At 60.3% G+C, this 25,451-nt stretch carries 23 protein-coding genes; 12 read left to right on the forward strand and 11 right to left on the reverse strand.

Features of this window, described 5'->3' with window-relative positions:
- Nucleotides 1-27 precede the first annotated feature (27 nt).
- From pcaF to pcaR, 5 genes are all read right to left on the reverse strand, one after another.
- Entirely contained in the window at nt 28-1,233 is a 1,206-nt protein-coding gene (pcaF, locus tag HBO12_RS18410; protein WP_170043064.1) for a 3-oxoadipyl-CoA thiolase, read from the reverse strand.
- Nucleotides 1,230-2,009, reverse strand: a complete 780-nt coding sequence (locus HBO12_RS18415) for a CoA-transferase subunit beta (RefSeq protein WP_169955515.1) — start codon at nt 2,007-2,009, stop codon at nt 1,230-1,232. The genes pcaF and HBO12_RS18415 overlap by 4 nt, the downstream gene beginning before the upstream one ends.
- Nucleotides 2,009-2,866 carry a CoA transferase subunit A gene (locus HBO12_RS18420; protein ID WP_169955514.1) on the reverse strand — a complete coding sequence of 286 codons (858 nt, stop codon included), beginning with the start codon at nt 2,864-2,866 and terminating at the stop codon, nt 2,009-2,011. The genes HBO12_RS18415 and HBO12_RS18420 overlap by 1 nt, the downstream gene beginning before the upstream one ends.
- 241 nt (nt 2,867-3,107) lie before the next feature.
- Entirely contained in the window at nt 3,108-4,454 is a 1,347-nt protein-coding gene (gene pcaK, locus HBO12_RS18425) for a 4-hydroxybenzoate transporter PcaK (RefSeq protein ID WP_170042899.1), read from the reverse strand.
- Between the two features lie 177 nt (nt 4,455-4,631).
- The gene (gene pcaR, locus HBO12_RS18430) at nt 4,632-5,474 is read right to left on the reverse strand and encodes a pca regulon transcriptional regulator PcaR (RefSeq protein WP_029297080.1); all 843 of its coding nucleotides are present in this window, start codon (nt 5,472-5,474) and stop codon (nt 4,632-4,634) included.
- 539 nt (nt 5,475-6,013) lie between these two features.
- Between pcaR and HBO12_RS18435 the strand changes: the two genes are divergently transcribed.
- Nucleotides 6,014-6,214, forward strand: a complete 201-nt coding sequence (locus tag HBO12_RS18435) for a hypothetical protein (RefSeq protein WP_169955512.1) — start codon at nt 6,014-6,016, stop codon at nt 6,212-6,214.
- Nucleotides 6,215-6,544: 330 nt separating this feature from the next.
- The gene (locus HBO12_RS18440; protein ID WP_115127556.1) at nt 6,545-8,020 is read left to right on the forward strand and encodes an inorganic phosphate transporter; all 1,476 of its coding nucleotides are present in this window, start codon (nt 6,545-6,547) and stop codon (nt 8,018-8,020) included.
- Nucleotides 8,021-8,166: 146 nt separating this feature from the next.
- Here HBO12_RS18440 and ccoM read toward each other — a convergent pair whose 3' ends face one another.
- The 3 genes from ccoM to HBO12_RS18450 form a co-directional block, all read right to left on the reverse strand.
- Nucleotides 8,167-8,283: a cytochrome c oxidase subunit CcoM gene (gene ccoM / locus HBO12_RS28580; protein WP_029297086.1), complete on the reverse strand. Its 117-nt coding sequence runs from the start codon at nt 8,281-8,283 to the stop codon at nt 8,167-8,169.
- 143 nt (nt 8,284-8,426) lie between these two features.
- Nucleotides 8,427-8,585, reverse strand: coding sequence for a hypothetical protein (locus tag HBO12_RS18445; protein WP_170042900.1), 159 nt, complete (start codon nt 8,583-8,585; stop codon nt 8,427-8,429).
- Between the two features lie 58 nt (nt 8,586-8,643).
- A complete protein-coding gene (locus tag HBO12_RS18450) occupies nt 8,644-8,985 on the reverse strand; it encodes a hypothetical protein (RefSeq protein WP_029297088.1) in 342 nt (113 codons plus the stop codon).
- A gap of 218 nt (nt 8,986-9,203) precedes the next feature.
- On the opposite strand from HBO12_RS18450, the gene rapA reads away from it, so the two are divergent.
- The gene (gene rapA, locus HBO12_RS18455) at nt 9,204-12,050 is read left to right on the forward strand and encodes an RNA polymerase-associated protein RapA (RefSeq protein WP_170042901.1); all 2,847 of its coding nucleotides are present in this window, start codon (nt 9,204-9,206) and stop codon (nt 12,048-12,050) included.
- Between the two features lie 167 nt (nt 12,051-12,217).
- Here the strand turns inward: rapA and HBO12_RS18460 are convergent, their stop codons facing one another.
- A complete protein-coding gene (locus tag HBO12_RS18460; RefSeq protein WP_115127555.1) occupies nt 12,218-13,564 on the reverse strand; it encodes an MFS transporter in 1,347 nt (448 codons plus the stop codon).
- 247 nt (nt 13,565-13,811) lie between these two features.
- Between HBO12_RS18460 and HBO12_RS18465 the strand changes: the two genes are divergently transcribed.
- From HBO12_RS18465 to HBO12_RS18475, 3 genes are all read left to right on the forward strand, one after another.
- Nucleotides 13,812-14,180, forward strand: coding sequence for a YkgJ family cysteine cluster protein (locus HBO12_RS18465; RefSeq protein ID WP_169955508.1), 369 nt, complete (start codon nt 13,812-13,814; stop codon nt 14,178-14,180).
- 143 nt (nt 14,181-14,323) lie between these two features.
- Nucleotides 14,324-16,549: a putative bifunctional diguanylate cyclase/phosphodiesterase gene (locus HBO12_RS18470; RefSeq protein WP_170042902.1), complete on the forward strand. Its 2,226-nt coding sequence runs from the start codon at nt 14,324-14,326 to the stop codon at nt 16,547-16,549.
- Nucleotides 16,550-16,758: 209 nt separating this feature from the next.
- Nucleotides 16,759-18,939, forward strand: a complete 2,181-nt coding sequence (locus HBO12_RS18475) for a hypothetical protein (protein ID WP_169955506.1) — start codon at nt 16,759-16,761, stop codon at nt 18,937-18,939.
- A 304-nt stretch (nt 18,940-19,243) separates the two neighbouring features.
- On the opposite strand, the gene HBO12_RS18480 is transcribed toward HBO12_RS18475, so the two are convergent.
- Together HBO12_RS18480 and HBO12_RS18485 are read right to left on the reverse strand one after the other, a co-directional pair.
- Nucleotides 19,244-19,549 (reverse strand): DUF2288 domain-containing protein, encoded by a 306-nt coding sequence (locus HBO12_RS18480; protein ID WP_170042903.1) that lies wholly within the window; start codon nt 19,547-19,549, stop codon nt 19,244-19,246.
- Nucleotides 19,546-19,707 carry a hypothetical protein gene (locus tag HBO12_RS18485; protein WP_169955504.1) on the reverse strand — a complete coding sequence of 54 codons (162 nt, stop codon included), beginning with the start codon at nt 19,705-19,707 and terminating at the stop codon, nt 19,546-19,548. Before HBO12_RS18485 ends, HBO12_RS18480 begins: the two co-directional genes overlap by 4 nt.
- A 183-nt stretch (nt 19,708-19,890) precedes the next feature.
- Here HBO12_RS18485 and HBO12_RS18490 point away from each other — a divergent pair, with 183 nt between their 5' ends.
- The 6 genes from HBO12_RS18490 to HBO12_RS18515 all read left to right on the forward strand — a co-directional run bounded on the left by HBO12_RS18490 (nt 19,891) and on the right by HBO12_RS18515 (nt 25,451).
- Entirely contained in the window at nt 19,891-21,018 is a 1,128-nt protein-coding gene (locus HBO12_RS18490) for a branched-chain amino acid ABC transporter substrate-binding protein (RefSeq protein ID WP_169955503.1), read from the forward strand.
- 228 nt (nt 21,019-21,246) lie between these two features.
- Complete coding sequence (gene livH, locus HBO12_RS18495) at nt 21,247-22,170, forward strand: high-affinity branched-chain amino acid ABC transporter permease LivH (RefSeq protein WP_169955502.1); 924 nt, start codon at nt 21,247-21,249, stop codon at nt 22,168-22,170.
- A complete protein-coding gene (locus HBO12_RS18500; protein ID WP_029297111.1) occupies nt 22,167-23,420 on the forward strand; it encodes a high-affinity branched-chain amino acid ABC transporter permease LivM in 1,254 nt (417 codons plus the stop codon). Before livH ends, HBO12_RS18500 begins: the two co-directional genes overlap by 4 nt.
- Nucleotides 23,417-24,184: a high-affinity branched-chain amino acid ABC transporter ATP-binding protein LivG gene (gene livG / locus HBO12_RS18505; protein WP_169955501.1), complete on the forward strand. Its 768-nt coding sequence runs from the start codon at nt 23,417-23,419 to the stop codon at nt 24,182-24,184. The genes HBO12_RS18500 and livG overlap by 4 nt, the downstream gene beginning before the upstream one ends.
- Nucleotides 24,185-24,886 (forward strand): ABC transporter ATP-binding protein, encoded by a 702-nt coding sequence (locus HBO12_RS18510; protein ID WP_029297115.1) that lies wholly within the window; start codon nt 24,185-24,187, stop codon nt 24,884-24,886.
- A gap of 256 nt (nt 24,887-25,142) precedes the next feature.
- Nucleotides 25,143-25,451 (forward strand): BufA1 family periplasmic bufferin-type metallophore, encoded by a 309-nt coding sequence (locus tag HBO12_RS18515; RefSeq protein ID WP_170042904.1) that lies wholly within the window; start codon nt 25,143-25,145, stop codon nt 25,449-25,451.

Raw genomic sequence — 25,451 nt, forward strand, 5'->3', positions numbered from 1 at the left:
GAGCAATCCTCTTTATTCTTGTAGGTCTCAAACGCGTTCGATCGCCAGCGCCAGGCCTTGGCCGACGCCGACACACATGGTCGCCAGGCCTTTGCTGCCGCCGGTTTTTTCCAGTTGATGCAGTGCGGTCAACACCAGGCGCGCACCGCTCATGCCCAACGGGTGGCCCAAGGCAATGGCGCCACCGTTCGGGTTGACCTGCGGCGCATCGTCCGCCAGGCCCAGTTCACGCAGCACCGCCAAGCCCTGGCTGGCGAAGGCTTCGTTGAGTTCGATCACATCAAAGTCGCTGACCGCCAGGCCCAGGCGCTCCACCAATTTGCGCACCGCAGGCACCGGGCCGATGCCCATCACCCGGGGTTCGACCCCGGCACTGGCCATGCCCAACACCCGGGCGCGGGCGGTCAGGCCGTGTTTTTTCACCGCTTCAGCACTGGCCAAAATCAAGGCGGCCGCACCGTCGTTGACCCCGGAAGCGTTGCCGGCAGTGACGGTCTTGTCCGGGCCGTTGACCGGTTTGAGCTTGGTCAGGGCTTCAAGGGTGGTGTCGGCACGCGGGTGTTCGTCGTGCTCCACCAGGGTCTCGCCTTTTTTATGGGCGACCCGCACCGGTACGATTTCTTCGGCAAAAAAGCCAGCGGCCTGGGCAGCGGCAGTGCGCTGCTGGCTGCGCAAGGCAAAGGCGTCCTGGTCGGCGCGCGAGACGCTGTAGTCATCCGCCACGTTGTCAGCGGTCTGCGGCATGGCATCCACGCCGTACTGCGCCTTCATCAATGGGTTGATAAAGCGCCAGCCGATGGTGGTGTCTTCCAGCTTCATGTTGCGCGAGAACGCCGCATCCGCCTTGCCCATTACGAACGGCGCCCGGGACATCGATTCGACGCCACCGGCAATCGCCAACTCCATTTCGCCACTGGCGATGGCGCGAAAGGCGGTGCCGATGGCGTCCATGCCCGAGGCGCACAAACGGTTGAGCGTGACACCAGGGATGCTCGGCGGCAGGCCGGCCAGCAGCGCGGCCATGCGCGCCACGTTGCGGTTGTCTTCGCCGGCCTGGTTGGCGCAGCCGAGGAACACTTCGTCGACCGCGGTCCAGTCTACCGACGGGTTGCGCGCCATCAGTGCCTTGATCGGCAAGGCCGCCAGGTCGTCGGCGCGCACCGTGGACAGGCCACCGCCAAAGCGGCCGATGGGGGTGCGGATGGCATCACAGATAAACACGTCGCGCATCAGGCTTCTCCTGGGGTTTGGCCATGGGCGGCGGCCGTACGGGCTTCTAGGTCGCGCAAGGCGTTCAGTTCGATGTCGGTGGGTTCGGCGCTGATGCTGAGCTGGTCGGCAAAGCGGATCGCCCAACCAGTGGCCGCGACCACTTGCTCGCGAGTAACGCCGGGATGCAGGGCGGTGACCACGAATTCGTGGGTGCCCTCCTCCGGCTCCATGATGCACAGGTCGGTAATGATTCCTACGGGGCCTGCGCCCGGCAGGCCGAGGCGCTTGCGCGAATCGCCGCCTTCGCCATGACCGACCGAGGTGATGAAGTCCAGTTTGTCGACAAACGAACGGGACGACTGCTTGAGGATGATCAGCACGCTCTTGGCAGAACCGGCGATTTCCGGCGCGCCACCGGCACCCGGCAGGCGCACCTTGGGCTGGTGATAGTCACCGACCACGGTGGTGTTGATATTGCCGAAGCGGTCGACCTGGGCCGCACCGAGAAACCCGACGTCGATGCGCCCGCCTTGCAGCCAGTAGCGAAAAATCTCACCGGTGGGGACTACCGTGTCAGCAGTTTCCGCCAATTCGCCATCACCAATGGACAGCGGCAATACCGAGGGCTTGGCGCCAATCGGACCGGACTCATAGATCAACACCACATCCGGCGAAGACGTCAGGCGTGCCAGGTTGGCGGCCTTGGACGGCAGGCCAATACCGACGAAGCATACCGAGCCGTTTTTCAGGCGGCGCGCGGCGGCGACGGTCATCATTTCATTGGTCGAGTAAGTCATTACTTGGCCTCCTGCACGGCCGCCAGCTTGGCCTGGAATTGACTGAAGTCAGCGGTGCCATGGATGTATTCATCGATCCAGGCGGTAAACGTCCCACGGTCCCGAGCGATTGGGTCCCAGGCTTGATAGAAGCGATTGTCACGCTCGGTGTAACCGTGGGCGTAGGACGGATGCGCGCCACCCGGGACATGGCACACCGCGGTCAGGGCCCAGGTCGGCAGCACGCAGGCGTTCATCGGGGCGTTGAGGTCATCGACGATTTCTTCGACGGTGACGATGCAACGCTTGGCCGCCAATGCCGCCTCTTTCTGCACCCCGAGGATCCCCCACAACAGCACGTTGCCCTTGCGGTCGGCCTTTTGCGCATGGATCACGGTGATGTCCGGGCGCACCGACGGCACTGCCGCCAGCACTTCGCCAGTGAAGGGACAGGTCACGGTCTTGATCAGCGGGTTGACCTTGGGCAAGTCGGAACCGGCATACGCCCGCAGCACAGCGAACGGCAGGCCGGATGCGCCGGCCACATAGGCGTTGGCCAGGTCCGCATGGCTGTGCTCTTCGATCTCCAACGGTTGCGGCCATTGCTTCTCGACCGCGTCCCGCAGGCGGTGCAGGGACCCTACGCCAGGGTTGCCGCCCCAGGAGAAAATCAACTTGCGCGCACAGCCGGCCCCGATCAGTTGGTCGTAGATCAGGTCGGGCGTCATGCGTACCAGCGTCAGGTCTTTCTTGCCCTGACGAATGATTTCATGACCTGCCGCTGTAGGGATCAGGTGGGTAAAGCCTTCGAGCGCGACGGTGTCGCCATCATTGACGAACTGCTTTACCGCATCAGCCAGCGAAAGGATTTCAGCCATGGGGTTGGGCTCCCGATGTAGGTCGAAAAAGGCGCTGGAGGCAGCGCCGAAGTGCTTGAAGAGTAAGCCGGGGTCAGGGGCCAAACAATCCGATAATCGACTAACCGTTCGATAATCGAACAGATTGTTGCCTGGCTATCAATCACCTCAAATCCCCTGTAGGAGCCGGCTTGCCGGCGATGGCGATCCTGAAATCACTGCAAGGCTCCAAGGCCTCATCGCCGGCAAGCCGGCTCCTACATCAGGTGGCGTCGGCGTGGCTGACGAAGCCCTTGATCAGCACCGCCGTGGTGGCCAATGCAGCGGGAATCACCAACGCCGTCAGTACCTGCTCGAAATTCCAACCCAACCCCAACAACGTGGCGCCCATCCACGCGCCGAGGATCGCGCCAAAACGCCCAATCCCCAGCATCCAGGACACCCCGGTCGCCCGCCCCTGGGTCGGGTAAAACCGCGCAGCCAGCGAAGGCATGGCCGATTGCGCGCCGTTGACACACATCCCGGCGATCAACACCAGGGTCGCCAGGAGAGTGATGTTGCCCAGGCTCTGGCCCACCGCGTAGGCAAACACCCCCGCCAGTAAGTAGAAAGTACCGATGACCTTGTGCGGATTGAACCGATCCATGGCCCAACCCACGCCCACGGCGCTGAGCACGCCACCAAACTGGAACAGCGCTCCGATGAACGCTGCCTGTTCCATGCTGGCGCCGCTGTCGCGCATCAGGGTCGGCAACCAACTGGTCAACAGGTACACAATCACCAGGCCCATGAAGTAAGTCAGCCACAGCAACAGGGTGCCGGCGCTGTAGGTGCCGGAGAAGATCACCGCGAACACATTGCGCGCCTTGACGGTTTTTTGTTCCGGGACACTGAAGCTGGCGGCCTGGGCGACGGTGACCGGGTCGATGGGTGCCAGGGCCTTGCGCACCTTGTCCGTGCCGCGATTGCGCACCACCAGGTAGCGCGCCGATTCCGGCAACCACAGCACCAGTACGCCTACCAGGATCAACGGCAGGATGCCGCCGAGCAGCAGCAGGCTGTGCCAGCCGAACATCGGGATCAGCTTGGCCGAGATAAACCCGCCACCGGCCATGCCCAGGTTGAAGCCGCAGAACATGCTGGTCACCAGCAACGATTTGTGACGCTCCGGGGTGTATTCGGACAGCAGGGTCGTCGCATTCGGCATACCGGCGCCAAGGCCCAGGCCGGTCAGGAACCGCAACACCAGCAGTTGATCAACGTTGCTGCTGTAGGCCGAAGCCAGGCTGAACGCGCCGAACACCAGCACCGCGCCCACCAGCACCACCTTGCGCCCGAAACGGTCGGCCAAGGGCCCGGAGCCCAGGGCACCAAACACCATGCCGATCAACGCGGCGCTCATCACCGGGCCGAGGCTGGCACGGTCGATGCCCCAATCCTGGGACAGCGCCGGCGCAATAAAGCCCATGGCCGCGGTGTCCAGGCCGTCGAGAAAGACAATCAGGAAACACAGGATCACCACCCGCCATTGATAGCGGGACAGCGGTTGCGCATTGATAAAGGACTGCACGTCCAGACACGTACCAACAGAAGGCGAAGGCTGATTCATTATTTTTATTTCCACACCGATGGCGGGCGGACGACGGTGAGTCGTCATTATTATTGGGGCGAAACCAGAACTGCGGCGGTAGGCGCCGTCGCGGTCAATCACGCTGCCGCGACATTAATAAGCCAGGGCAAACACCGTCAATTCGTCAAACCGGGATCTGTGCGGTCACCGAACAGCTTAAGCAAACAGCTGGGCGCTCAGCTCCTGGCTAGCAGAGAGCATGCTCGGCAGGAAGCGCTGCTCTAGTTCGCTACGGCTGACCCGCCCGGCGTGGGTACTGACGTTCAGCGCGGCCAGCACCTGGCCAGACGCGTCATACACCGGCACGGCAATGGAACGCAGGCCCTGCTCCAGTTCCTGGTCGACAATGCACCAGCCTTGCTGGCGCACTTGCTGCAGGCATTCAAGCAAGGCTTCGGGGGTGGTCAAGGTGCGGCTGGTCTTGGTTTGCAGGTCGGCATGGTCGAGGTAGTCCTGCAAAGACGCATCATCCAGGGCGGCCAGCAGGATCCGGCCCATGGAGGTGCAATAGGCCGGCAGCCGGCCCCCGACCGACAGATCCACCGAGATCAGGCGCTGGGTCGTGGCGGAACGGGCGATGTAAAGGATGTCGTCACCTTCCAGGGTCGCCATGTTGCAGGCTTCGTGCAGTTGCTCGCTCATGCGGTCCAGGTAAGGCTGGGCCGAAACCGCCAGGGGCGTGGAAGACAGATAGGCATGCCCCAGGGTCAAGACCTTGGGCAATAGGGAATAGGTGCGCCCGTCCGTGGTGGCGTAGCCGAGCTTGATCAAGGTGTGCAGGCAACGTCTGACGGCAGCGCGGGGGATTTCCGTGCGGTGGCTGATCTGCGCGATGGTCAAGTGGCGCTTGCGCTCTTGGAATGCCTGGACCACCGCCAATCCGCGGGCCAGGGAGGTCATGAAATCCGGATCGCCGGTAAACGCCTGGATGCGCTTGGCCGGAGACGCAACGATCGGCGGCGCCACTGAGGCAAAGGAGTTGCGCAATTGATCGTTCATTTCAGGTCCTTTCTCTTATTTTCGACCGCCATTACAAGCCGGCAGGCAACGGATGTACAAGGCAAGGGCGCCAACATTGGGCGATTATCGGACGGTGATTCGATAATCGCAATTTACAGCCAGGTTGCGCCGGGGATGCCGCTGCACTGAACAATTAATGCCAAGCTTAATTTCAACTGTCACATGCAGGTAATTAAGCAAGTGTGGCGCCAAGTTCTCGACACTATTGGTCTGATGTTTCAAAAGGCAAAGTTGACGATTTTTAACTTGTTGGCGATAGTCTTATCCAAATGCGCCGCTATAATGCACCCTGTGACAATGTAGAGCTGGCCTGACGCGTGATTTTCGATCCCGCCGAACCTGGCCTTTGCCTTGTCCAGGCCTTGGTCGCAAGTACCCAGCCCTGAAAATCAAAACTGTTGCTACGACAGTTGTTCTTCCCCGGTGCCGTGGCCGCGTGTAATACAGAAGTGGTGATCGTTGCCCTTTACTGATATCGCGCTTCACCGGAATCAAACTCAACTCAATTAGGTAACAATGTGACGAAAGACGAACTGCGCGCGGAACTTGAGCGCCAGGAACAACGTTACAAGGATGTTTACGGCGGGGAAGTCACCACCTACGCCGCCCAACCAGAGCCGGAGCGCAAACCATGGCGCAAACGAGCCAGCCTGCTCGACCAGGCGTTTGCCCAGGAAATCCAAAAGATCGAAAAGGACCTCAAGACCGAAGAGCCATAAGCCTGTCGGACTGAGCCTTCCTGGCAAGTCATTGCCCTGCCAGCACCTCCTGGCAGGGGCGCCTTGGGCATGCCCTCCAATCGTCAGTTTCGACGACCTTGCGAAATTTCATACAAGCGTTTCAGACACTTTACCCAAAGTGTCGCACCCCGCTCTGCCCCCTGTATTCTTTACAAATCAATGAGTTGCCAAACCCCCGAAATATCTGGTAGCCGCACCCCGCTGCCAAACTAATTCGTTGAAGAATGTTACCGGCGAGCAGCTAGTGCATAGATTACTGAGGTTTTCTGGCATAATCGCGCCCCCTTACGACCGGGTCATAAAACCTTCATGATCGATTTATTCAGCGGACTGGATGCCTGGGTTCTTGTGAGCCTATTGCTCGCCCTCGCCTTTGTCCTCGCCTTCGAGTTCATCAATGGCTTTCATGACACCGCTAACGCGGTGGCCACAGTCATCTATACCAAAGCGATGCCGCCGCACCTGGCCGTATTCTTTTCCGGGGTGTTCAACTTCCTTGGCGTGTTGCTCGGCGGGGTAGGCGTTGCCTATGCCATCGTGCATCTGCTGCCGGTGGAGTTGCTGATCAATGTCAACACCGGCCATGGCCTGGCCATGGTGTTTTCATTATTAGCCGCGGCCATCACCTGGAATCTCGGCACCTGGTACTTCGGGATCCCGGCATCCAGTTCCCACACCCTGATCGGTTCGATCCTCGGTGTTGGCCTGGCCAATGCCCTGATCAACGACATTCCGCTGGCAGACGGGGTCAACTGGCAGAAAGCCATTGATATCGGTGCCTCGCTGGTGTTCTCGCCCATGGCCGGCTTCCTGGTCGCAGCCCTGGTGTTGATTGGCCTTAAATGGTGGCGTCCGCTGTCCAAGATGCACAAGACTCCGGACCAGCGCCGCAAGCTCGACGACAAGAAACACCCGCCGTTCTGGAACCGCCTGGTACTGGTGATTTCCGCGATGGCCGTGAGTTTCGTGCATGGTTCCAACGACGGTCAGAAAGGTATCGGCCTGATCATGCTGGTGCTGATTGGTATCGTGCCCGCGCAGTTCGTACTCGATCTGGGCAGCACCACTTACCAGATCGAGCGAACCCGCGACGCCACCCTGCACCTCAACCAGTTCTACCAGCGCAACCACGAAACCCTCGGCGAATTCCTTGCCCTGGGCAAAAGTGTCAGAGACGACCTGCCCGGCAAGTTCCGTTGCAACCCGCAACAGACCGAACCGACCATCAACGCCCTTCTTGGCACATTGAAGGGTGTATCCGACTACCACTCCTTGACCTCCGAGCAGCGCATTGAAGTCCGTCGCTACCTGCTGTGCCTGGACGATACCGCGAAGAAAGTCGGCAAGCTGCCAGGCCTTGATTCCCGCGAGAAGTCGGACCTGGAAAAACTGCGTAAAGACCTGACTGCCACCACCGAATACGCCCCGTTCTGGGTGATCCTTGCCGTAGCCCTGGCCCTTGGCCTGGGCACCATGGTGGGCTGGAAGCGCGTGGTACTGACCATCGGCGAGAAAATCGGCAAGCAGGGCATGACCTATGCCCAGGGCATGTCGGCGCAAATCACCACCGCCACCATGATTGGTTTTGCCAATATCTTCGCCCTGCCGGTGTCCACCACCCACGTGCTGTCTTCGGGTGTGGCCGGGACCATGGTCGCGAACAAGAGCGGCCTGCAAGGCGGCACCGTGAAGACCATCCTGATGGCCTGGATCCTGACTCTGCCGGCCACGGTGAGCCTGTCGGCCGGGTTGTTCTGGCTGGCGTCCAAGGCGTTGGGCAGTTAACCGACAACGCAATTAAAAAAGGCGTGACCTGCGAGGGTCGCGCCTTTTTTTGTGCTTTTGTGGGACAGGGAGCTAAATACCGGGCAAAAAAAAGGGCGACCGAAGTCGCCCAAAATGCCTTGCGTGCTCATGTAACCCGGAAAAACCTATGGTTTTTTACGCTTGTTCGCGTCTTTCCAGATAAAAAATCCAAACCCTACAAAAAACAGCACCATGAGGCCGACAGTCAGCACCCCGGCAAAAACCACATTATCGAAAAACATGACCGGCCTCCTGCTCTTGCCCTGTTGCGATGGGGCTAAGTTAACCAAGAAGTCGGGGGGAGAAATTGACGGGGATCAATGTCGCCCGCAACGGGGCGTAAAGAAGGGAAATAACTGACCTGAATCAACAGATTCAGGGCATTTCAGCGCTTTTTGCCTTTGTTTTTCGACTTTTTCTTCGCATTGCCCAACGGCATGGCCTGCTCGAACGCCTGGCGCACGTCATTAAGGCGCTTGTCATTGAGGTCATGGACCCGTTTGGCCCGCTCGGCATTCAGGTCGATCAGCTTGTCGTCACTCATGGCATGGCTTACGTGGTGGCTGGAGTGCCTCAATAATGCGGCCTGGCCCGCCCGGGGGTCAAACCTCGACGTCCACCCACAACCCCTGGCGGGGTGCGTCCTCGATCAGCGGCGCGACCGGTACCGTATTGTCGGCGTTGAGCTCATCACCCGGGATGGCCAGGTGCTGCTCGGGATCTTCGTCGGCCTCGCGCCGGCGTTTCTGCTGTTCCTGCTGGCGTCGTTGTTCCTCGCGCAGCATCAGGGTCGATTGCTCGGCGTCGCGGTGCTTGAGGTCGATGGTGCTTTCGTTGGAGCTCGGCTGCGCAGGCACCACCGGCGGGATATCGGGCTTTGGGCGCACGGGGTCGAGTTGTGACGTGACCGGCACAACACTCAAGGGCAAGATCGGTGGCAGCATAATTATTAGTCTCCTGTCAGCAGGCTGTCGGCTGGTGCACTGGCGACTTGAGCCTGGGGCCGCCAACTTGTGACCCAGTCGTCAGTTACCCGTGCCCTGCCACCCGTCGAATCGCCCTCTTTGATCCCTGCAAGCGGAGTAGTTTTTGTCAGAGTCCTTTGGCTGGGGGCCTTGTTCCGTTAGAATAGTCGGCTTTTTCACGGCGGGAGTCAGGCAGCATGGCGCAGCAGTATCAACCGGGGCAACGCTGGATTAGTGACAGCGAAGCAGAGCTGGGGTTAGGCACCGTTCTCGCACAGGACGGCCGCTTGTTGACCGTGCTCTATCCGGCCACTGGCGACACCCGCCAGTATGCGCTACGGAATGCGCCCCTCACTCGCGTGAGGTTTTCGCCGGGTGACACCATCACCCACTTCGAAGGCTGGAAAATGACCGTGCGCGAGGTCGACGATGTCGACGGCCTGCTGGTCTACCACGGCCTCAATGGGCAGAACGAGCAGGTCACCCTGCCGGAAACCCAACTGTCGAATTTCATCCAGTTCCGCCTCGCCAGCGACCGTCTGTTCGCCGGCCAGATCGACCCGCTGGCCTGGTTCTCCCTGCGCTACCACACCCTGGAACACACCAGCCGCCAATTGCAGTCCGCGCTCTGGGGCCTGGGCGGCGTACGTGCGCAGCCGATTGCACACCAATTGCACATTGCCCGCGAAGTCGCTGACCGTATCGCGCCACGGGTGCTGCTGGCCGACGAAGTGGGCCTGGGCAAGACCATCGAAGCCGGCCTGGTGATCCATCGCCAACTGCTGTCCGGGCGCGCCAATCGCGTGCTGATCCTGGTCCCGGAAAACCTGCAGCACCAATGGCTGGTAGAGATGCGCCGGCGTTTCAACCTGCAGGTCGCGCTGTTCGACGAAGAACGTTTTATCGAAAGCGATGCCAGCAACCCGTTCGAAGACACCCAGCTTGCGCTGGTGGCCCTGGAATGGCTGGTGGACGACGAAAAAGCCCAGGACGCGCTGTTCGCCGCCGGCTGGGACTTGATGGTGGTCGACGAAGCGCACCACCTGGTCTGGCACGAAGAAAAAGCCAGCGATGAATACCAACTGGTCGAGCAACTGGCCGAGACCATTCCCGGCGTGCTGCTGCTGACCGCAACCCCGGAACAACTGGGCCAGGACAGCCACTTCGCCCGTCTGCGCCTGCTGGACCCGAACCGTTTCCACGACGTCAAAGCCTTCCGCGCCGAGAGCGAGAACTATCGCCCGGTGGCCGAAGCGGTCCAGGAATTGATGGACAAGGGCCGCCTCTCGCCGGCCGCGCACAAGACTATCCAGGGCTTCCTCGGCAACGAAGGCGAAGCGCTGCTGGCTGCCGTCAACGATGGCGACACCGAAGCCAGTGCGCGCCTGGTGCGTGAGCTGCTGGATCGTCACGGCACCGGCCGCGTGCTGTTCCGTAACACCCGCGCCGCGGTGCAAGGCTTCCCTGAGCGCAAGCTGCACGCCTACCCGTTGCCGTGCCCGGACGAGTACCTGGAACTGCCGTTGGGCGAGCATGCCGAGCTGTACCCGGAAGTCAGCTTCCAGTCGCAGCCCGATATCGAAGAAGAAAACCGCTGGTGGCGCTTCGATCCGCGCGTCGAGTGGTTGATCGACCAGTTGAAGATGCTCAAGCGCACCAAGGTCCTGGTGATCTGCGCCCACGCCGAAACCGCCATGGACCTGGAAGACGCCCTGCGCGTGCGTTCCGGCATCCCGGCCACGGTGTTCCACGAGGGCATGAACATCCTCGAGCGGGACCGCGCCGCTGCCTACTTCGCCGATGAAGAGTTCGGCGCCCAGGTGCTGATCTGTTCGGAAATCGGCAGTGAAGGCCGCAACTTCCAGTTCGCCCACCACCTGGTGCTGTTCGACCTGCCATCGCACCCGGACTTGCTGGAGCAACGCATCGGGCGTCTGGACCGGATCGGCCAGAAGCATGTGATCGAACTGCACGTGCCGTACCTGGAAACCAGCCCGCAAGAGCGGCTGTTCCAGTGGTACCACGAAGCCCTGAACGCCTTCCTCAATACCTGCCCGACCGGCAACGCCTTGCAGCACCAGTTCGGCCCGCGCCTGCTGCCGCTGCTGGAAAATGCCGACGACGGCGAATGGCAAGCGCTGATCGACGAAGCCCGCGCCGAACGCGAGCGTCTGGAAGCCGAGCTGCACACTGGCCGCGACCGTTTGCTGGAGCTCAACTCCGGTGGCGCTGGCGAAGGTGACGCACTGGTCGAGGATATCCTGGAGCAAGACGACCAGTTCACCCTGCCGATCTATATGGAAACCCTGTTCGATGCGTTTGGCATCGACAGCGAAGACCATTCGGAAAACGCGCTGATCCTCAAGCCCAGCGAAAAAATGCTCGACGCCAGCTTCCCCCTCGGCGACGACGAAGGCGTGACCATCACCTACGACCGCAACCAGGCGCTGTCGCGCGAAGACATGCAGTTCATTACCTGGGAGCACCCGATGGTCCAGGGCGGCATGGATCTGGTGCTGTCCGGCTCCATGGGTAACACCGCCGTGGCGCTGATCAAGAACAAGGCGCTCAAGCCGGGCACCGTGTTGCTGGAGCTGCTCTACGTCAGCGAAGTAGTGGCGCCGCGTTCGCTGCAACTGGGTCGCTACCTGCCGCCGGCAGCACTGCGCTGCCTGCTGGATGCCAATGGCAATGACCTGTCGGGCCGGGTGTCCTTCACCACTCTGAACGACCAGCTGGAAAGCGTGCCCCGGGCCAGCGCCAACAAGTTCGTACAGGCCCAGCGCGACCAGCTGACGCCACGGATCAACGCCGGCGAAGAGAAAATCGCCCCGCGCCACGCCGAACGTGTGGCCGAGGCGCAACGCCGCCTGGCAGCGGACACCGACGAAGAACTGGCGCGCCTGACCGCCCTGCAAGCCGTCAACCCGACCGTGCGCGACAGCGAACTGGTTGCCCTGCGCCAACAGCGCGAGCAAGGCCTTGCCATGCTCGACAAGGCGGCGCTGCGGTTGGAGGCGATACGGGTGTTGGTCGCCGGTTGATCCGCGCCCTGCCCTGATGAACAAAAAGGCCCACGCAATGCGGGCCTTTTTTATGGGGTTTTGCGGGCCTCATCGCAGGCAAGCCAGCTCTCACAGTGACCGGTGCTCTAACTGACAACTCGGTTAACTGTGGGAGCTGGCTTGCCTGCGATGGCATCACCTCGGTTTCAAGCTGTAGCCGCCGCTGCCGGCACCTCAACCCTCCCCAACCCATCCTTCATCCGCTTGGCATCGCGCACAAAACACCGTGAAGCCTGGAACAGAAACAGCATGGTCAGGAACAACGCTACCGGAATCAGGTACATAGCGTCATGCAGGCCCACGGCCTTGAACGCCTCGGTCATTTGCTCGGCACCCGCTGCGTACATCGCCGCATGGGCAAAGTGATCAGACAGTGCGCCCACCACCACCGGCCCCATGCCACCGCCCAGCAGATACAGGCCGGCGAAGAACAACGCCATGGCCGTCGCCCGCAGGCGCGGCTCCACCACGTCCTGGATCGCCGTGTACACACAGGTGTAGAAGTTATAGGCGAACAGCCAGCCCACACTGAACACCGCGACAAACACCCCAATCTCGATGCGCCCCGCATGCAGGGCCCAGGCCGTGCATACCGTGGAGATAATCAGGCTGAAGGCGGCAAACAGCAGCCGACCGTTGGCAATGCGCTGGTGAATCTTGTCCGCCACCAGGCCGCCCAGGGTCAGGCCGAACAGGCCCGTCACGCCGACAATCACCCCGGTCGCCACGGCCGCTTCTTGCAGTGGCATCAAAAAGTAGCGTTGCAGCATCGGCACCAGGAACGAGTTGCAGGCATAGGTCGCAAAGTTGAAACACAGCCCCGCCAGCACCAGCCACAGGAAGGTGGGTACCGCCAACACGCGGCGGATCGGCCGGTCGACTTTCTCCTGGGAAACCTGCACGGTTTCGGCCGCACCGCGCTTGGGTTCCTTGATGTAAAACATGAACACCGCGAGGATCAGCCCCGGGATGGCCGCAATAAAGAACGGCGCTCGCCAGCTGTCGAACGCCTTGACCATCGCGCCGATGGTGAAGAACGCCAGCAACAGCCCCAGGGGCAGGCCCAGCATGAAAATCCCCATGGCCCGGGCGCGACGGTGGGCCGGGAACAGGTCGCCGATCAGCGAGTTGGCGGCCGGCGCATAACTGGCTTCGCCAATGCCGATGCCCATGCGCACCAGCAGGAAGGTCCAGAAGCTGCCGACCATGCCGTTGACTGCCGTCAACGCGCTCCAACTCGCCAGGCCCCAGCCCATCAGCTTGCTGCGCGAACCGGTATCGGCCAGGCGCCCCAGGGGCAAGCCGGCAATGGCGTAGACGATGGTGAACGCGGTGCCGATGATGCCGAGCTGGAAGTCACTGAGGTGCCATTCCATGCGGATCGGCTCGATGATGATCGCCGGGATCGTGCGATCAAAGAAGTTGAACAGGTTGGCCAGGAACAGCAGGAACAGAATGCGCCAGGCATTCGCCGCTTGGGTCGAGTTCTGCATGGGTCCGTCTCTTTTATTGTTATAGAGGCTCGATGCCGACGCATCCTGCCCGGAACCTGCAATCTAGTCAGGCACGGCGCGGTTGTCTGTAATGATTCGTAAAGCTGATAGGGCGTAATTTCATTTAGGACAGCGGGGTTTTGCCCGGCAAAAAAATAAGCACCCGACCCCCTTCCCAAGCGCCTTGGCAGGAATAGAATAGCGAGCCTTCCGCAGTTCCCCCCTTACCTCTTATTGATGACGTGCCATGTCCGATGCCAGTCCGTGTCTGAATTGCGGTGCCTGCTGTTCACACTTTCGCGTGTCTTTCTTTTGGGGCGAATGCGCCTCATCAGGCGGCACCGTGCCCGATGAACGGGTGGTACAGATCAACCCCAGCCGGGTGGCGATGATCGGCACCGACCAGAAACCGGCACGCTGTTGCAGCCTGGAGGGCGAAGTGGGCAGCGGCACCCGCTGTTCAATCTATGAGCAGCGTTCCAGCGTGTGCCGGGAGTTCGAGGCGTCGTGGAGCCAGGGTGAAGTCAACGTCGATTGCGACGCCGCACGCGCGGCATTTGGCCTGGCGCCGCTGGAACAGCCGCCTTACGAGTTTGAGCTGCCCATCAGCGCTTAGCACCATTGGCTATGGCCAGCATGCCAAAATCGAAGAAATCAAAATGCCATTACGGCTTGCGATTCCGTTGAGCCTTCTATACTCGATTCCATAGGTCATCGCCGCGCGCAGTGACACGAGATGACTCTGTAACGGGACATGCTATGGAATGGCTGGGTCTGCATTTTTTTACCCCCCTTCCCGAGAGCGGGCATTTATTAATCGATTGCACCCATAACCCCTTCCTGGTGCTACTGGCGTACCTGGTTGCCTGCGCAGCGGGCTTCGGCACCCTGGACATGGCCGAACGGGTCGGCCACGTCGACAACCTGACGGCAAAACGCCGCTGGCGCTGGATCGGCGCCGGTTGCCTGGCTGGCGGGATCTGGTCGACGCACTTCATCAGCATGCTGGCGTTCCAGGCGCCCATCGCCATCCATTACGAACTGTTCATGACCTTTGCTTCGTTGCTGATCGCCATGATCGCGGCGATGTTCGCCATGCAAACCCTCAGTCATGCACAACTGCGCTTTCATCAGTACCTGGTGGCGTCCATCTGGATGGGCCTGGGCATCGCCCTGATGCATTACGTGGGCATGTCCGCCATGCGCTCCGAGGCCCAGGTGTATTTCTCCAGCGGGCTGTTCGGGTTATCGATAGCAATCGCCATTGGCGCCAGCCTCGCGGCCTTGCTGCTGTCCCGCTACCTGCGCAATGGCAGCGGGATGTTCCACCAATTGCTCAAGTACGGTGCCAGCCTGGTGCTGGGCGCCGGCATTATCAGCATGCACTTCACCGGCATGGCCGCCATGCAATTGCTGGTGCCCACCGGGGCCGCGCCGTCGTTGCCGATCGATAACAACCCCATGCAGCTGGGGCTGTCGGTGGCTGTCATTACGTTGCTGGTGATCGGCAGCAGCATCAGCGCGGCCCTCGCCGACAAGAAACTGCAGCACAAGGAGCGCGACCTGCGGCGAGTCAATGCCTTGCTGAGCGAGCTGGACCAGGCGCGGGCGTCCCTGCAGCAAGTGGCCCATTACGACGCCTTGACCAGCCTGCTCAATCGCCGGGGCTTCAACCAGATCTTCGCTGAAAAACTCGCGCAGAAAACCCAGGCTGGGGGCATGCTGGCGGTGATCTTCCTCGACATCGACCACTTCAAGCGGATCAACGACAGCCTGGGCCACGACGCCGGCGACGAACTGCTGACGGTGCTGGCTGGCCATATCAAGAGTTCGGTGCGCAGCCACAATGATGTGGTGGCACGGTTCGGCGGCGATGAGTTCTGCATCCTGATCAACATCCATCATCGCGATGAAGCGCGGCACATGGCCCAGCGCATCATGCAAAAAATGAAAGAGCCCATCGAACTGGCCGGCCGACGCATGGTGATGACCACCAGCATCGGCATCAGTGTATTTCCCGAGGACGGGACCACCAGCGAGGAACTGCTGAAAACCGCCGACCTGGCGCTGTACCAGTCCAAGGATGGCGGGCGCAACAGCCTCAACTTCTTCAGTTCCAACCTCAAAACCCGGGCCTCTCTTGAACTGCAGTTGGAAGAGGAGCTGCGTAACGCGTTACGCAGCCAAAAAGAACTGGTCCTGCACTACCAACCCATCCTGGACCTGCGCAAAGGCAAGGTCACCCGGCTCGAAGCCCTGGTGCGCTGGCAACATCCCCTGCATGGCTTGCTGGCGCCAGACCGGTTTATCGGCATTGCCGAAAACAACGGCCTGATCGCCGAGCTGGACAACTGGGTACTGCGCCAGGCCTGTGCCGACCTGGGCTGGCTGACGGACCAGGGCCACCCGGACCTGACCATGGCCGTCAACTGTTCGGCCCTGAACCTGGCCCGTGACGAGTTGGCCGATGAGATCGAATACGCCTTGCGCAGCAGTGGCATCGCCGCCAGCCGCCTGGAGCTGGAAGTCACGGAAAATGCCTTGATGGGCAACATCAGCAGCACCCTGGTCCTGCTGCGGCAAATCCGCGCGCTGGGTGTCGCGCTGTCCATCGATGACTTCGGCACCGGCTATTCCTCGCTCTCCTACCTCAAGCGCCTGCCCCTCAATACACTGAAGATCGATCGCTCCTTTATCCAGGACATCCCCAAGTCCACCACCGATATGGAGATTGTCCAGGCGATCATCGGCATGGCCCACACCCTGCATTTGCAGGTGATCACCGAAGGCGTGGAAACCCCGCAGCAACTGGAGCTGCTGGTCAAGCATGGCTGCGATTACGTGCAGGGCTACCTGCTCAGCGCGGCGGTGCCGGCCAGTGAAGTCAGCGCTGTGATTACCGCGCTTGACCAGCACAACCCGCTCACACCGCTAAGCCTGGCAGGCGGCAAGGACGCCTCTTCGGTTGTACGTCCCATCCGCTGAAGCGCAGCAACCTTGGCATATCGCCATCATTTTGATTAAAGAACGCCGACGAACGGCCGATTCATGAGAGTCCGGCGTCGCTTTTCCCTAGAAACAATAGGGTTAAGACTGATCGCCGAGGCCTAAAACGCACTGTAAAAGTCGCGAACTCTCACTCGGTGATGGCTCTTTAATGCTTTCCAGCCATCCGTCCAGGCACATGGCGCACAATGACTTCTAAAAATAACCCTGTTACTGCGGTATCCGACGTGTTGCTCACAGCTCCTGCGGAAAAACCCTCAGGCTCAAAGTCATTGCACAGTCAACGTGCGCTGGGCACCCAGCAATACCTGTACTTCACCGAGACCAACACCGACCGCATCCTCGACAACCTCGACGGCCTGCGCGACATGGTCTTCCCGCGCCCGCCGCACCTTGAGGGTGACAGCGAGTTGCGCAGCGAGCAGGAGTTTCCCTCGGTCTGCCTGATCGGCCTAGGGCGCTGCGGTTCCAACATCGCCCTGGATGTGGCGGAGTTGGTGTACAACGCCCGCAAGTTCTACCTGAACGAGTTCAGCACCGAAGACAAATCCTACGTTGAAAAGGGCTACAGCCCAGCCCAATGGATCCGCAACAACCTGCGCCTGGGCGCCAGCAAGGCCAGCAAGCCCGTATTCCTGGTAGAACCATTGGTGATGCTCGGCGACCTGGATAAGGACATTGCCGGGCGCATCCGCTTCTCGCGCAAGGGCGAGAAAAGCGGCTTTTTGCGCGACTACAGCAAGATGAAGATCATGGACCTGTCGGAAGTGCATGCCGGCGGCGCCGGTAACGCCCCGATCCTGGGCCAGTACCTGGCCAAGATCATCCTCAATAAGGATACCCAGCGGTTTTCCAGCCCCGACTGGAAGATGATCCACTCGTACCTGATCGACTCCTGCGGGATCAAGGCCAACCAGTCGCGCCTGTATTTCTCGATTTTCAGCGCCGGCGGTGGCACCGGCTCGGGCATGGCCTCGGAGTTTGGCCTGGCCCAGCAACACTCGTACATGAACAAGACCTTCGACACCAAGCCCGCCGACGAGCACGACAGCAAGAGCGGCCATGCCTTCGTGTTCGAGCCGATCTTCACCAGCGGCATCTGTGTGCTGCCGAACATCTCCGATCACCGCAGCGAAATGTCCGAGGCGCTGCATATCAACGCCGGTCGGCTGCTGTGCAAGTACCTGTCAGAGGAATGGGACTTCTCGTACAACTTCGACAATGAAGACAGCAGCGAGGCCAGCGTCAAAGGCCGTATCCGCCCGTGGAACGCGATGATGCTGATCTCCAACGACATCATGCGTTACGCCGAAGAAAGCGACGACGGCAACATCCAGAACATTGACGTCAATGCCATGGAAAAACACGCCAACCAGTACATCTCACAGCAGATCTTCAACATTCTGACGGCCCAGGCGGTGACGACCGACTACGACCAGAACTATTTCCGCCGTGCCGGCATCGATATCGGTGAAACCATTCGCCTGGACGCCAACGACCTGTTCATGAGCCTGGCCGGGCCGGTGGCAATTGCCTATGCCGAGTCGGTCGTGCCGGAAACCCCGGCGCCGAGCAACGACAAGTTCAAGGTGTTTGAAAAAGAACCCCAGCGCCTGAACATCGATGACCTGTTCTTCCGCTCCATCGACCTGCCCCACTTCAATAAGGTCACCCAGGCCATCGAAGGCATCAGCCTGTTGCCGATCGAATCCAAGCGCTATAAGGCGTCCCTGGAGCAATACAAGAATTCCGGCTATGACGCGGCGGCCCTGCATGACCTGCACTTCTTCAAGAACTGCTCGTCGGTGGTGTCTATCGTCTCCCTGCCCAAGGACTACAAGCTGTCCTATATGGACCTGAACCGGCTCAAGACCCACCTCAACAGCCTGTTCCCCAACACCACGCTCAAGCGCTACGCCCTGGTGATCGGCGCTTCGGCCAACCTGTCGCTGACCACCCTGATCGCCAAGAGCCCGTGCCTGTCGGATGATTTCCTGACGTTGATCGTGGCCTTTATCAAACGCTGCTTTGCCCGCAACCCGTACCGTTTCGACGAGACGCTGGACAACTCGATCCTGGATTTCATCATCCACGAAGACTTCGACGAGGACCGTATCGACGAGTTGCTCAACGAATTCGAGAACCCGGCGAAAATCCTCGATACCAACTGGTACGCGATCAAGCCGATGTATGAGAAGAAGTACCGCGAGCTGATCAACGACAAGGAGAAGTTTGTCTCGATCAACGACATACGTCTGTCGCGCGATTGCGTGAAGAAGGCGATCAAGTACCTGCGTGAGATTTATCGTCACCGGATTGGCAAGACCAAGGTTATTTCCTTGAATAACCATACGGGCAAGACCGCCTAGACCGCGGCGCGGCCTTCGCGAGCAAGCCCGCTCCCACAGTTGACCGAGGTCTACCCTTGGAATGCGGTCGACTGTGGGAGCGGGCTTGCTCGCGAAAGCGGTCTGCCAGGCGACAATATCCATAACCTTGCCACACCAAGAAACAATTCCCCCGGCCATTCACGGCCCGCAAAACTGTTCCCATGACGTTTACGTCACCCTCCCTTGTGACCTTTCTTCACGGCCAGTTGCCATCATGGGCAAAGCAGTTACTCCGCTACACACTTTTAAAGGCGCGAAACTCGCACCATTTCGGTGCCTGCGTTTAGTTGGATGCCCTTTCCTGGATCAGAATCCACGGCGAAACCACCACCGCCCACAGGCTCGGATTACGCTCCACCAGGTCCAATGCCCGCGTCGCAGACACTTCGCCAAGGCTCCCAGAGGCCAGCCAGGCAGCCACTTTGTCCCGACTGTCCTCGGCCATCCCCTCGGCCGCTTCGATCAAATCCAGACCGGCGTCGACCCACAATAGGGCACCCTTGGCGAAGAACGGTTCAAGCTCCTTCCAGGAAATTTCCGCGGTTTCGCCGAGCAGCTTGGCATAGAGGGTGCTAGGTTCTTGCGTCATGGGAACTCACCTGAGGAAAAAATCGGCGCAATCATACCGTCGAGGCTTCCCCAGAAAAACCCAGTTGCAATTGAGGCACCGATTGAAAGTGTCAGGAACGCCAAGGATTGCCCGAGACTCTGGCATTCACCCGCCGCAATTCTGTCTTTTTCTTTCATTTAAGCGACATACCCGGGGTTTGCCCCCAGCAGCTAGCTTTTCAAGCGATCAACCGGCGCTCTACACTGTACCGGTACAGTTGCCAGGCCGCTGCCGGGGGGATATCCGAGATATCTGATCCGGTTCTGTAGCCCACAAGGCCGCTAGAACTATAAAAAATACAACAGTAAGAGTGGAGCACTATGAATAAGGCTACTAAGCAGATTTCCAAACTGTTTGCCGCTATGGTCCTGGCTGGGGTTGCCGGCCATTCGTTCGCAGCTGACACCATCAAGATCGGTATTGCCGGCCCTAAAACCGGCCCTGTGACCCAATACGGCGATATGCAATTCATGGGTGCCAAGCAAGCCATCAAGGACATCAACGCCAAGGGCGGTGTCGACGGCAAAATGCTCGAAGCCAAGGAATACGACGACGCTTGCGACCCTAAACAAGCCGTTGCCGTAGCCAACAAAGTGGTCAACGACGGCGTCAAGTTCGTGGTCGGCCACCTCTGCTCCAGCTCCACTCAACCTGCAACCGACATCTACGAAGACGAAGGCGTGATCATGATCACCCCGGCGGCCACCAGCCCGGAAATCACCGCCCGTGGCTACAAGCTGATCTTCCGTACCATCGGCCTGGACAGCGCCCAGGGCCCTGCGGCCGGCAACTACATCGCCGACCACGTCAAGCCAAAGGCCGTCGCAGTCCTGCACGACAAGCAACAATACGGTGAAGGCATCGCCACTGCGGTCAAGCAGACCCTCGAAGGCAAAGGCATCAAGGTTGCCGTGTTCGAAGGCCTGAACGCCGGCGACAAGGACTTCTCCTCGATTATCCAGAAGCTCAAGCAAGCCAACGTCGACTTCGTCTACTACGGCGGCTACCACCCAGAACTGGGCTTGATCCTGCGCCAGGCCCAGGAAAAAGGCCTGAAAGCCAAGTTCATGGGCCCGGAAGGCGTGGGCAACGACTCCATCTCGCAAATCGCCCAGAAAGCCTCCGAAGGCCTGCTGGTCACCCTGCCGAAATCCTTCGACGCCGACCCTGCGAACAAGGCCATCGTCGACGCACTCAAGGCTGACGGCAAAGACCCAAGCGGTCCGTTCGTGTTCCCGGCCTACTCGGCGGTTGAAATCATCGCTGGCGGCATCGCTGCTGCAAAAAGCGAAGACACCACCAAAGTGGCCGAGGCCATCCACGCGGGTACCTTCAAGACCCCGACCGGCGACCTGAGCTTCGATAAGAACGGCGACCTGAAAGACTTCAAGTTCGTGGTCTACGAATGGCACTTCGGCCAACCAAAAACCGAAGTATCCCCTCAGTAAGCCAGGCGTTACTGGACAACAAGCCCACTGTGCAAGCAGTGGGTTTTGTTTTACGAGGTTTATGGGCCACGCACCCGCGATCCGGGCGCTGGCTCACCTGAAAATCTTAAAACCGTCACCAGCGGTTCGCTGGCAAATGCTTTGTGCAAATGTGCTCACAGAACACAGCACCAGGCTGGAAGATGACTCCACCAGTGAAATGCGTATCGGGTTTTTAGGAGCGCTGTAATGCCTGAGATCTATCATTTTTTCCAACAGCTCGTTAATGGCCTGACCATTGGCAGCACCTATGCCTTGATAGCCATTGGCTACACAATGGTTTACGGCATCATTGGAATGATCAACTTCGCCCACGGCGAGGTGTACATGATTGGCTCCTACGTGGCGTTCATCGCCATTGCCGGGCTGGCCATGATGGGTATCCACTCCCTGCCGCTGTTGATGACTGCCGCGTTCCTTGCGTCAATCGTCGTAACCAGTGCCTACGGCTACAGTATCGAACGCGTTGCATACCGCCCCCTGCGTGGCAGCAACCGCCTGATCCCGTTGATTTCCGCCATCGGCATGTCGATTTTCCTGCAGAACACCGTATTGCTGTCCCAGGACTCCAAGGACAAGTCCATTCCCAACCTGATCCCGGGGAGCTTTTCCTTCGGTCCAGGTGGCGCACAAGAAGTGCTGATTTCCTACATGCAGATCCTGGTCTTCGTCGTCACCCTGGTGGCCATGCTGGGCCTGACCCTGTTCATCTCCCGCTCCCGTCTGGGGCGCGCCTGCCGGGCCTGTGCCGAAGACATCAAGATGGCCAACCTGCTGGGCATCAACACCAACAACATCATTGCCCTGACCTTCGTCATCGGCGCCGCACTGGCCGCCGTCGCTGCCGTGTTGCTGAGCATGCAGTATGGCGTGATCAACCCCAACGCCGGCTTCCTGGTGGGGCTCAAAGCCTTCACTGCGGCGGTCCTCGGCGGCATCGGCAGTATTCCGGGCGCGATGCTCGGCGGGCTGGTGCTGGGTGTGGCCGAAGCGTTTGGTGCCGATATCTTCGGCGACCAGTACAAGGACGTGGTGGCCTTCGGTCTATTGGTTCTGGTGCTGTTATTCCGGCCGACCGGCATCCTGGGCCGTCCGGAGGTTGAGAAAGTATGAGCAGATATCTTAAATCGGCGTTTTTCAGCGCCTTGCTGGTATGGGCCGTGGCCTTTCCGGTACTCGGGCTCAAGTTGAGCATTGTCGGGATCAACCTTGAAGTACACGGCACCGGGCCGGTGACGCTGACCATCATTGCCCTGTGCTCGGTGCTGATGTTCCTGCGGGTGCTGTTCACCCAGCAGGTCGGGGCGCTGCTCAAGTCCAATCGTGGCCCGCTGGTCTCGCCCAAGGTCAGCCAATTCCTGACCCTGCCGCGCACCCAGCGCTACATCATCATCGGCCTGATCGTGGCCGCGTTGATCTGGCCATTCTTCGGCTCCCGTGGTGCGGTGGATATCGCCACCCTGATCCTGATCTACGTGCTGCTGGGCCTGGGCCTGAACATCGTGGTGGGCCTGGCCGGCCTGCTCGACCTGGGTTATGTGGGTTTCTACGCGGTGGGTGCCTACACCTACGCGCTGCTCTCGCACTACCTGGGCTGGAGCTTCTGGATCTGCCTGCCATTGGCCGGCATGGCAGCGGCGACGTTCGGCTTCCTGCTGGGCTTCCCGGTGTTGCGCTTGCGCGGTGACTACCTGGCCATCGTGACCCTGGGTTTTGGTGAGATCATCCGTCTATTCCTGCGTAACCTCACTGATATCACCGGCGGCCCCAACGGCATCAGCAGCATTCCCAAGCCAACGTTCTTCGGCTTGTCGTTTGATCGCTCCGCTGCCGAGGGCATGCAGACCTTCCACGAGTACTTCGGGATTGCCTACAACCCGGTGAGCAAAGTGGTGTTCCTGTACCTGGTCGCCCTGTTGCTGGCCCTGGCCGCGCTGTTCGTGATCAACCGCCTGCTGCGCATGCCGATCGGGCGTGCCTGGGAAGCGCTGCGTGAAGACGAAATCGCCTGCCGTGCGCTGGGCCTGAACCCGACCATCATCAAGCTCTCCGCCTTCACCCTGGGTGCCGCGTTCGCCGGTTTCGCCGGCAGCTTCTTTGCCGCTCGCCAAGGCCTGGTGACACCGGAGTCGTTCACCTTCATCGAGTCGGCAATCATCCTCGCCATCGTGGTATTGGGTGGCATGGGCTCGCAGTTGGGCGTGATCCTCGCGGCCATCGTGATGATCCTGCTGCCGGAACTGATGCGTGAATTCAGCGAGTACCGCATGTTGATGTTCGGCGCCATGATGGTGCTGATGATGATCTGGCGCCCTCAAGGCCTGCTGCCCATGCAACGTCCACATATGGAGCTGCGCAAATGAGCCGCGAGATCCTGAAAGTCGAAAACCTGAGCATGCGCTTCGGCGGCTTGCTGGCGGTCAATGGCGTCGCCCTGACCGTCAAAGAGAAACAAGTGGTCGCGTTGATCGGCCCCAACGGCGCCGGCAAGACTACGGTGTTCAACTGCCTGACCGGTTTCTACAAGCCGGCCGGTGGCAGCATCCTGCTGGACGGCCAGCCGATCCAGGGCCTGGCCGGTCACCAGATTGCCCGCAAGGGCGTGGTGCGGACCTTCCAGAACGTGCGGTTGTTCAAGGACATGACCGCCGTGGAAAACCTGCTGATCGCCCAGCACCGGCACCTGAACACCAATTTCTTCGCGGGCCTGTTCAAGACCCCGGCGTTCCGCAAGAGCGAGCGCGAGGCCATGGAATACGCCGCGTACTGGCTGGACAAGGTCAACCTGACCGAGTTTGCCAACCGCCCGGCCGGCACCCTGGCCTATGGTCAGCAACGTCGCCTGGAAATCGCCCGCTGCATGATGACCCGCCCGCGGATCCTGATGCTCGACGAACCGGCTGCGGGCCTCAACCCCAAGGAAACCGAAGACCTCAAGGCGTTGATCGGTGTGCTGCGTGAAGAAAACAACGCCACCGTGCTGCTGATCGAACACGACATGAAACTGGTCATGAGCATTTCCGACCATATCGTCGTGATCAACCAGGGCACGCCGTTGGCCAACGGGACGCCGGAGCAGATCCGCGACAACCCGCAAGTGATCAAAGCCTATTTGGGGGAAGCGTAAATGCTGCAATTCGAAAACGTTTCCACTTTCTACGGCAAGATCCAGGCCCTGCACGACGTCAACGTGGAAGTGCGCCAGGGCGAAATCGTCACCCTGATCGGCGCCAACGGTGCCGGCAAGTCCACCCTGCTGATGACCCTGTGCGGTTCGCCCCAGGCTCACAGCGGCAGCATCCGCTACATGGGTGAGGAACTGGTGGGCCAGCACTCGGCGGCGATCATGCGCAAGAGCATTGCCGTGGTCCCGGAAGGCCGTCGGGTGTTTGCCCGCCTGACCGTGGAAGAGAACCTGGCCATGGGCGGGTTCTTCACCGACAAGGGCGACTACCAGGAGCAGATGGACAAGGTGCTGCACCTGTTCCCTCGGCTCAAGGAGCGCTTCAGCCAGCGCGGCGGCACCATGTCCGGTGGCGAACAGCAAATGCTTGCCATCGGTCGTGCGCTGATGAGCAAGCCCAAGCTGCTGTTGCTGGACGAGCCTTCCCTGGGCCTGGCGCCGATCATCATCCAGCAGATCTTCGATATCATCGAGCAGCTGCGCAAGGACGGTGTGACGGTGTTCTTGGTGGAGCAGAACGCCAACCAGGCGTTGAAAATTGCCGACCGCGCCTATGTGCTGGAAAACGGCCGGGTGGTGATGCAGGGCAGCGGCGAACAACTGCTGACCGATCCGAAAGTGCGCGAGGCGTACCTGGGCGGCTAAAAACGGTTGCTGGATGAACAGGACCAACATGTGGGAGCGGGCTTGCCCGCGATGGCGGTGTGTCAGTGCTGGATGTATTGGCTGACACGCCTCTATCGCGAGCAAGCCCGCTCCCACATTTGCTTTGTGTGAATCGTAGATTTCGCGCTGTTTTAAAGTTTTCTTCGATCCACCTGTAACGATCCCCTCCCCCCTTTCTCTAGTGGGGTAAGCAAGCACAAACGCTTCCTTACCACCTCACTGCTGGAGAAACACCATGACCGCTACCACCCGCTCGCTGCCCGTCGCCGCCCTCGCCCTGGCCCTGGGTTCTGCCTTGAGCCTGAGCGCTCTGACCACTGTCGCCCATGCCGACGAGGCGAAAATGGAAAAATGCTTCGGCGTCGCCCTCAAAGGCAAGAACGATTGCGCTGCAGGCGCCGGCACCACCTGTGCGGGCACCTCCAAAACCGACTACCAGGCCAACGCCTGGAAGCTGGTTCCCGAGGGCACCTGCGTGAAGATGGAAAGCAAAACCTCGTCGACCGGTTTTGGTCAACTGGAAGCCTTCAAAGCCAAGTCCTGA

Origin of the sequence: Pseudomonas sp. WS 5059 (assembly GCF_012985525.1) — a bacterium.
Classification (GTDB): Bacteria; Pseudomonadota; Gammaproteobacteria; order Pseudomonadales; family Pseudomonadaceae; genus Aquipseudomonas.

What these genes read in the sequence shown, in the direction of transcription:
- HBO12_RS18415 (WP_169955515.1), bottom strand. Translation starts at nt 2,009, where the DNA reads ATGACTTACTCGACCAATGAAATGATGACCGTCGCCGCCGCGCGCCGC.
- HBO12_RS18420 (WP_169955514.1), bottom strand. Translation starts at nt 2,866, where the DNA reads ATGGCTGAAATCCTTTCGCTGGCTGATGCGGTAAAGCAGTTCGTCAAT.
- pcaK (WP_170042899.1), bottom strand. Translation starts at nt 4,454, where the DNA reads ATGAATCAGCCTTCGCCTTCTGTTGGTACGTGTCTGGACGTGCAGTCC.
- pcaR (WP_029297080.1), bottom strand. Translation starts at nt 5,474, where the DNA reads ATGAACGATCAATTGCGCAACTCCTTTGCCTCAGTGGCGCCGCCGATC.
- HBO12_RS18440 (WP_115127556.1), top strand. Translation starts at nt 6,545, where the DNA reads ATGATCGATTTATTCAGCGGACTGGATGCCTGGGTTCTTGTGAGCCTA.
- ccoM (WP_029297086.1), bottom strand. Translation starts at nt 8,283, where the DNA reads ATGTTTTTCGATAATGTGGTTTTTGCCGGGGTGCTGACTGTCGGCCTC.
- HBO12_RS18445 (WP_170042900.1), bottom strand. Translation starts at nt 8,585, where the DNA reads ATGAGTGACGACAAGCTGATCGACCTGAATGCCGAGCGGGCCAAACGG.
- HBO12_RS18450 (WP_029297088.1), bottom strand. Translation starts at nt 8,985, where the DNA reads ATGCTGCCACCGATCTTGCCCTTGAGTGTTGTGCCGGTCACGTCACAA.
- rapA (WP_170042901.1), top strand. Translation starts at nt 9,204, where the DNA reads ATGGCGCAGCAGTATCAACCGGGGCAACGCTGGATTAGTGACAGCGAA.
- HBO12_RS18460 (WP_115127555.1), bottom strand. Translation starts at nt 13,564, where the DNA reads ATGCAGAACTCGACCCAAGCGGCGAATGCCTGGCGCATTCTGTTCCTG.
- HBO12_RS18465 (WP_169955508.1), top strand. Translation starts at nt 13,812, where the DNA reads ATGTCCGATGCCAGTCCGTGTCTGAATTGCGGTGCCTGCTGTTCACAC.
- HBO12_RS18470 (WP_170042902.1), top strand. Translation starts at nt 14,324, where the DNA reads ATGGAATGGCTGGGTCTGCATTTTTTTACCCCCCTTCCCGAGAGCGGG.
- HBO12_RS18475 (WP_169955506.1), top strand. Translation starts at nt 16,759, where the DNA reads ATGACTTCTAAAAATAACCCTGTTACTGCGGTATCCGACGTGTTGCTC.
- HBO12_RS18480 (WP_170042903.1), bottom strand. Translation starts at nt 19,549, where the DNA reads ATGACGCAAGAACCTAGCACCCTCTATGCCAAGCTGCTCGGCGAAACC.
- HBO12_RS18485 (WP_169955504.1), bottom strand. Translation starts at nt 19,707, where the DNA reads ATGAAAGAAAAAGACAGAATTGCGGCGGGTGAATGCCAGAGTCTCGGG.
- HBO12_RS18490 (WP_169955503.1), top strand. Translation starts at nt 19,891, where the DNA reads ATGAATAAGGCTACTAAGCAGATTTCCAAACTGTTTGCCGCTATGGTC.
- livH (WP_169955502.1), top strand. Translation starts at nt 21,247, where the DNA reads ATGCCTGAGATCTATCATTTTTTCCAACAGCTCGTTAATGGCCTGACC.
- HBO12_RS18500 (WP_029297111.1), top strand. Translation starts at nt 22,167, where the DNA reads ATGAGCAGATATCTTAAATCGGCGTTTTTCAGCGCCTTGCTGGTATGG.
- livG (WP_169955501.1), top strand. Translation starts at nt 23,417, where the DNA reads ATGAGCCGCGAGATCCTGAAAGTCGAAAACCTGAGCATGCGCTTCGGC.
- HBO12_RS18510 (WP_029297115.1), top strand. Translation starts at nt 24,185, where the DNA reads ATGCTGCAATTCGAAAACGTTTCCACTTTCTACGGCAAGATCCAGGCC.
- HBO12_RS18515 (WP_170042904.1), top strand. Translation starts at nt 25,143, where the DNA reads ATGACCGCTACCACCCGCTCGCTGCCCGTCGCCGCCCTCGCCCTGGCC.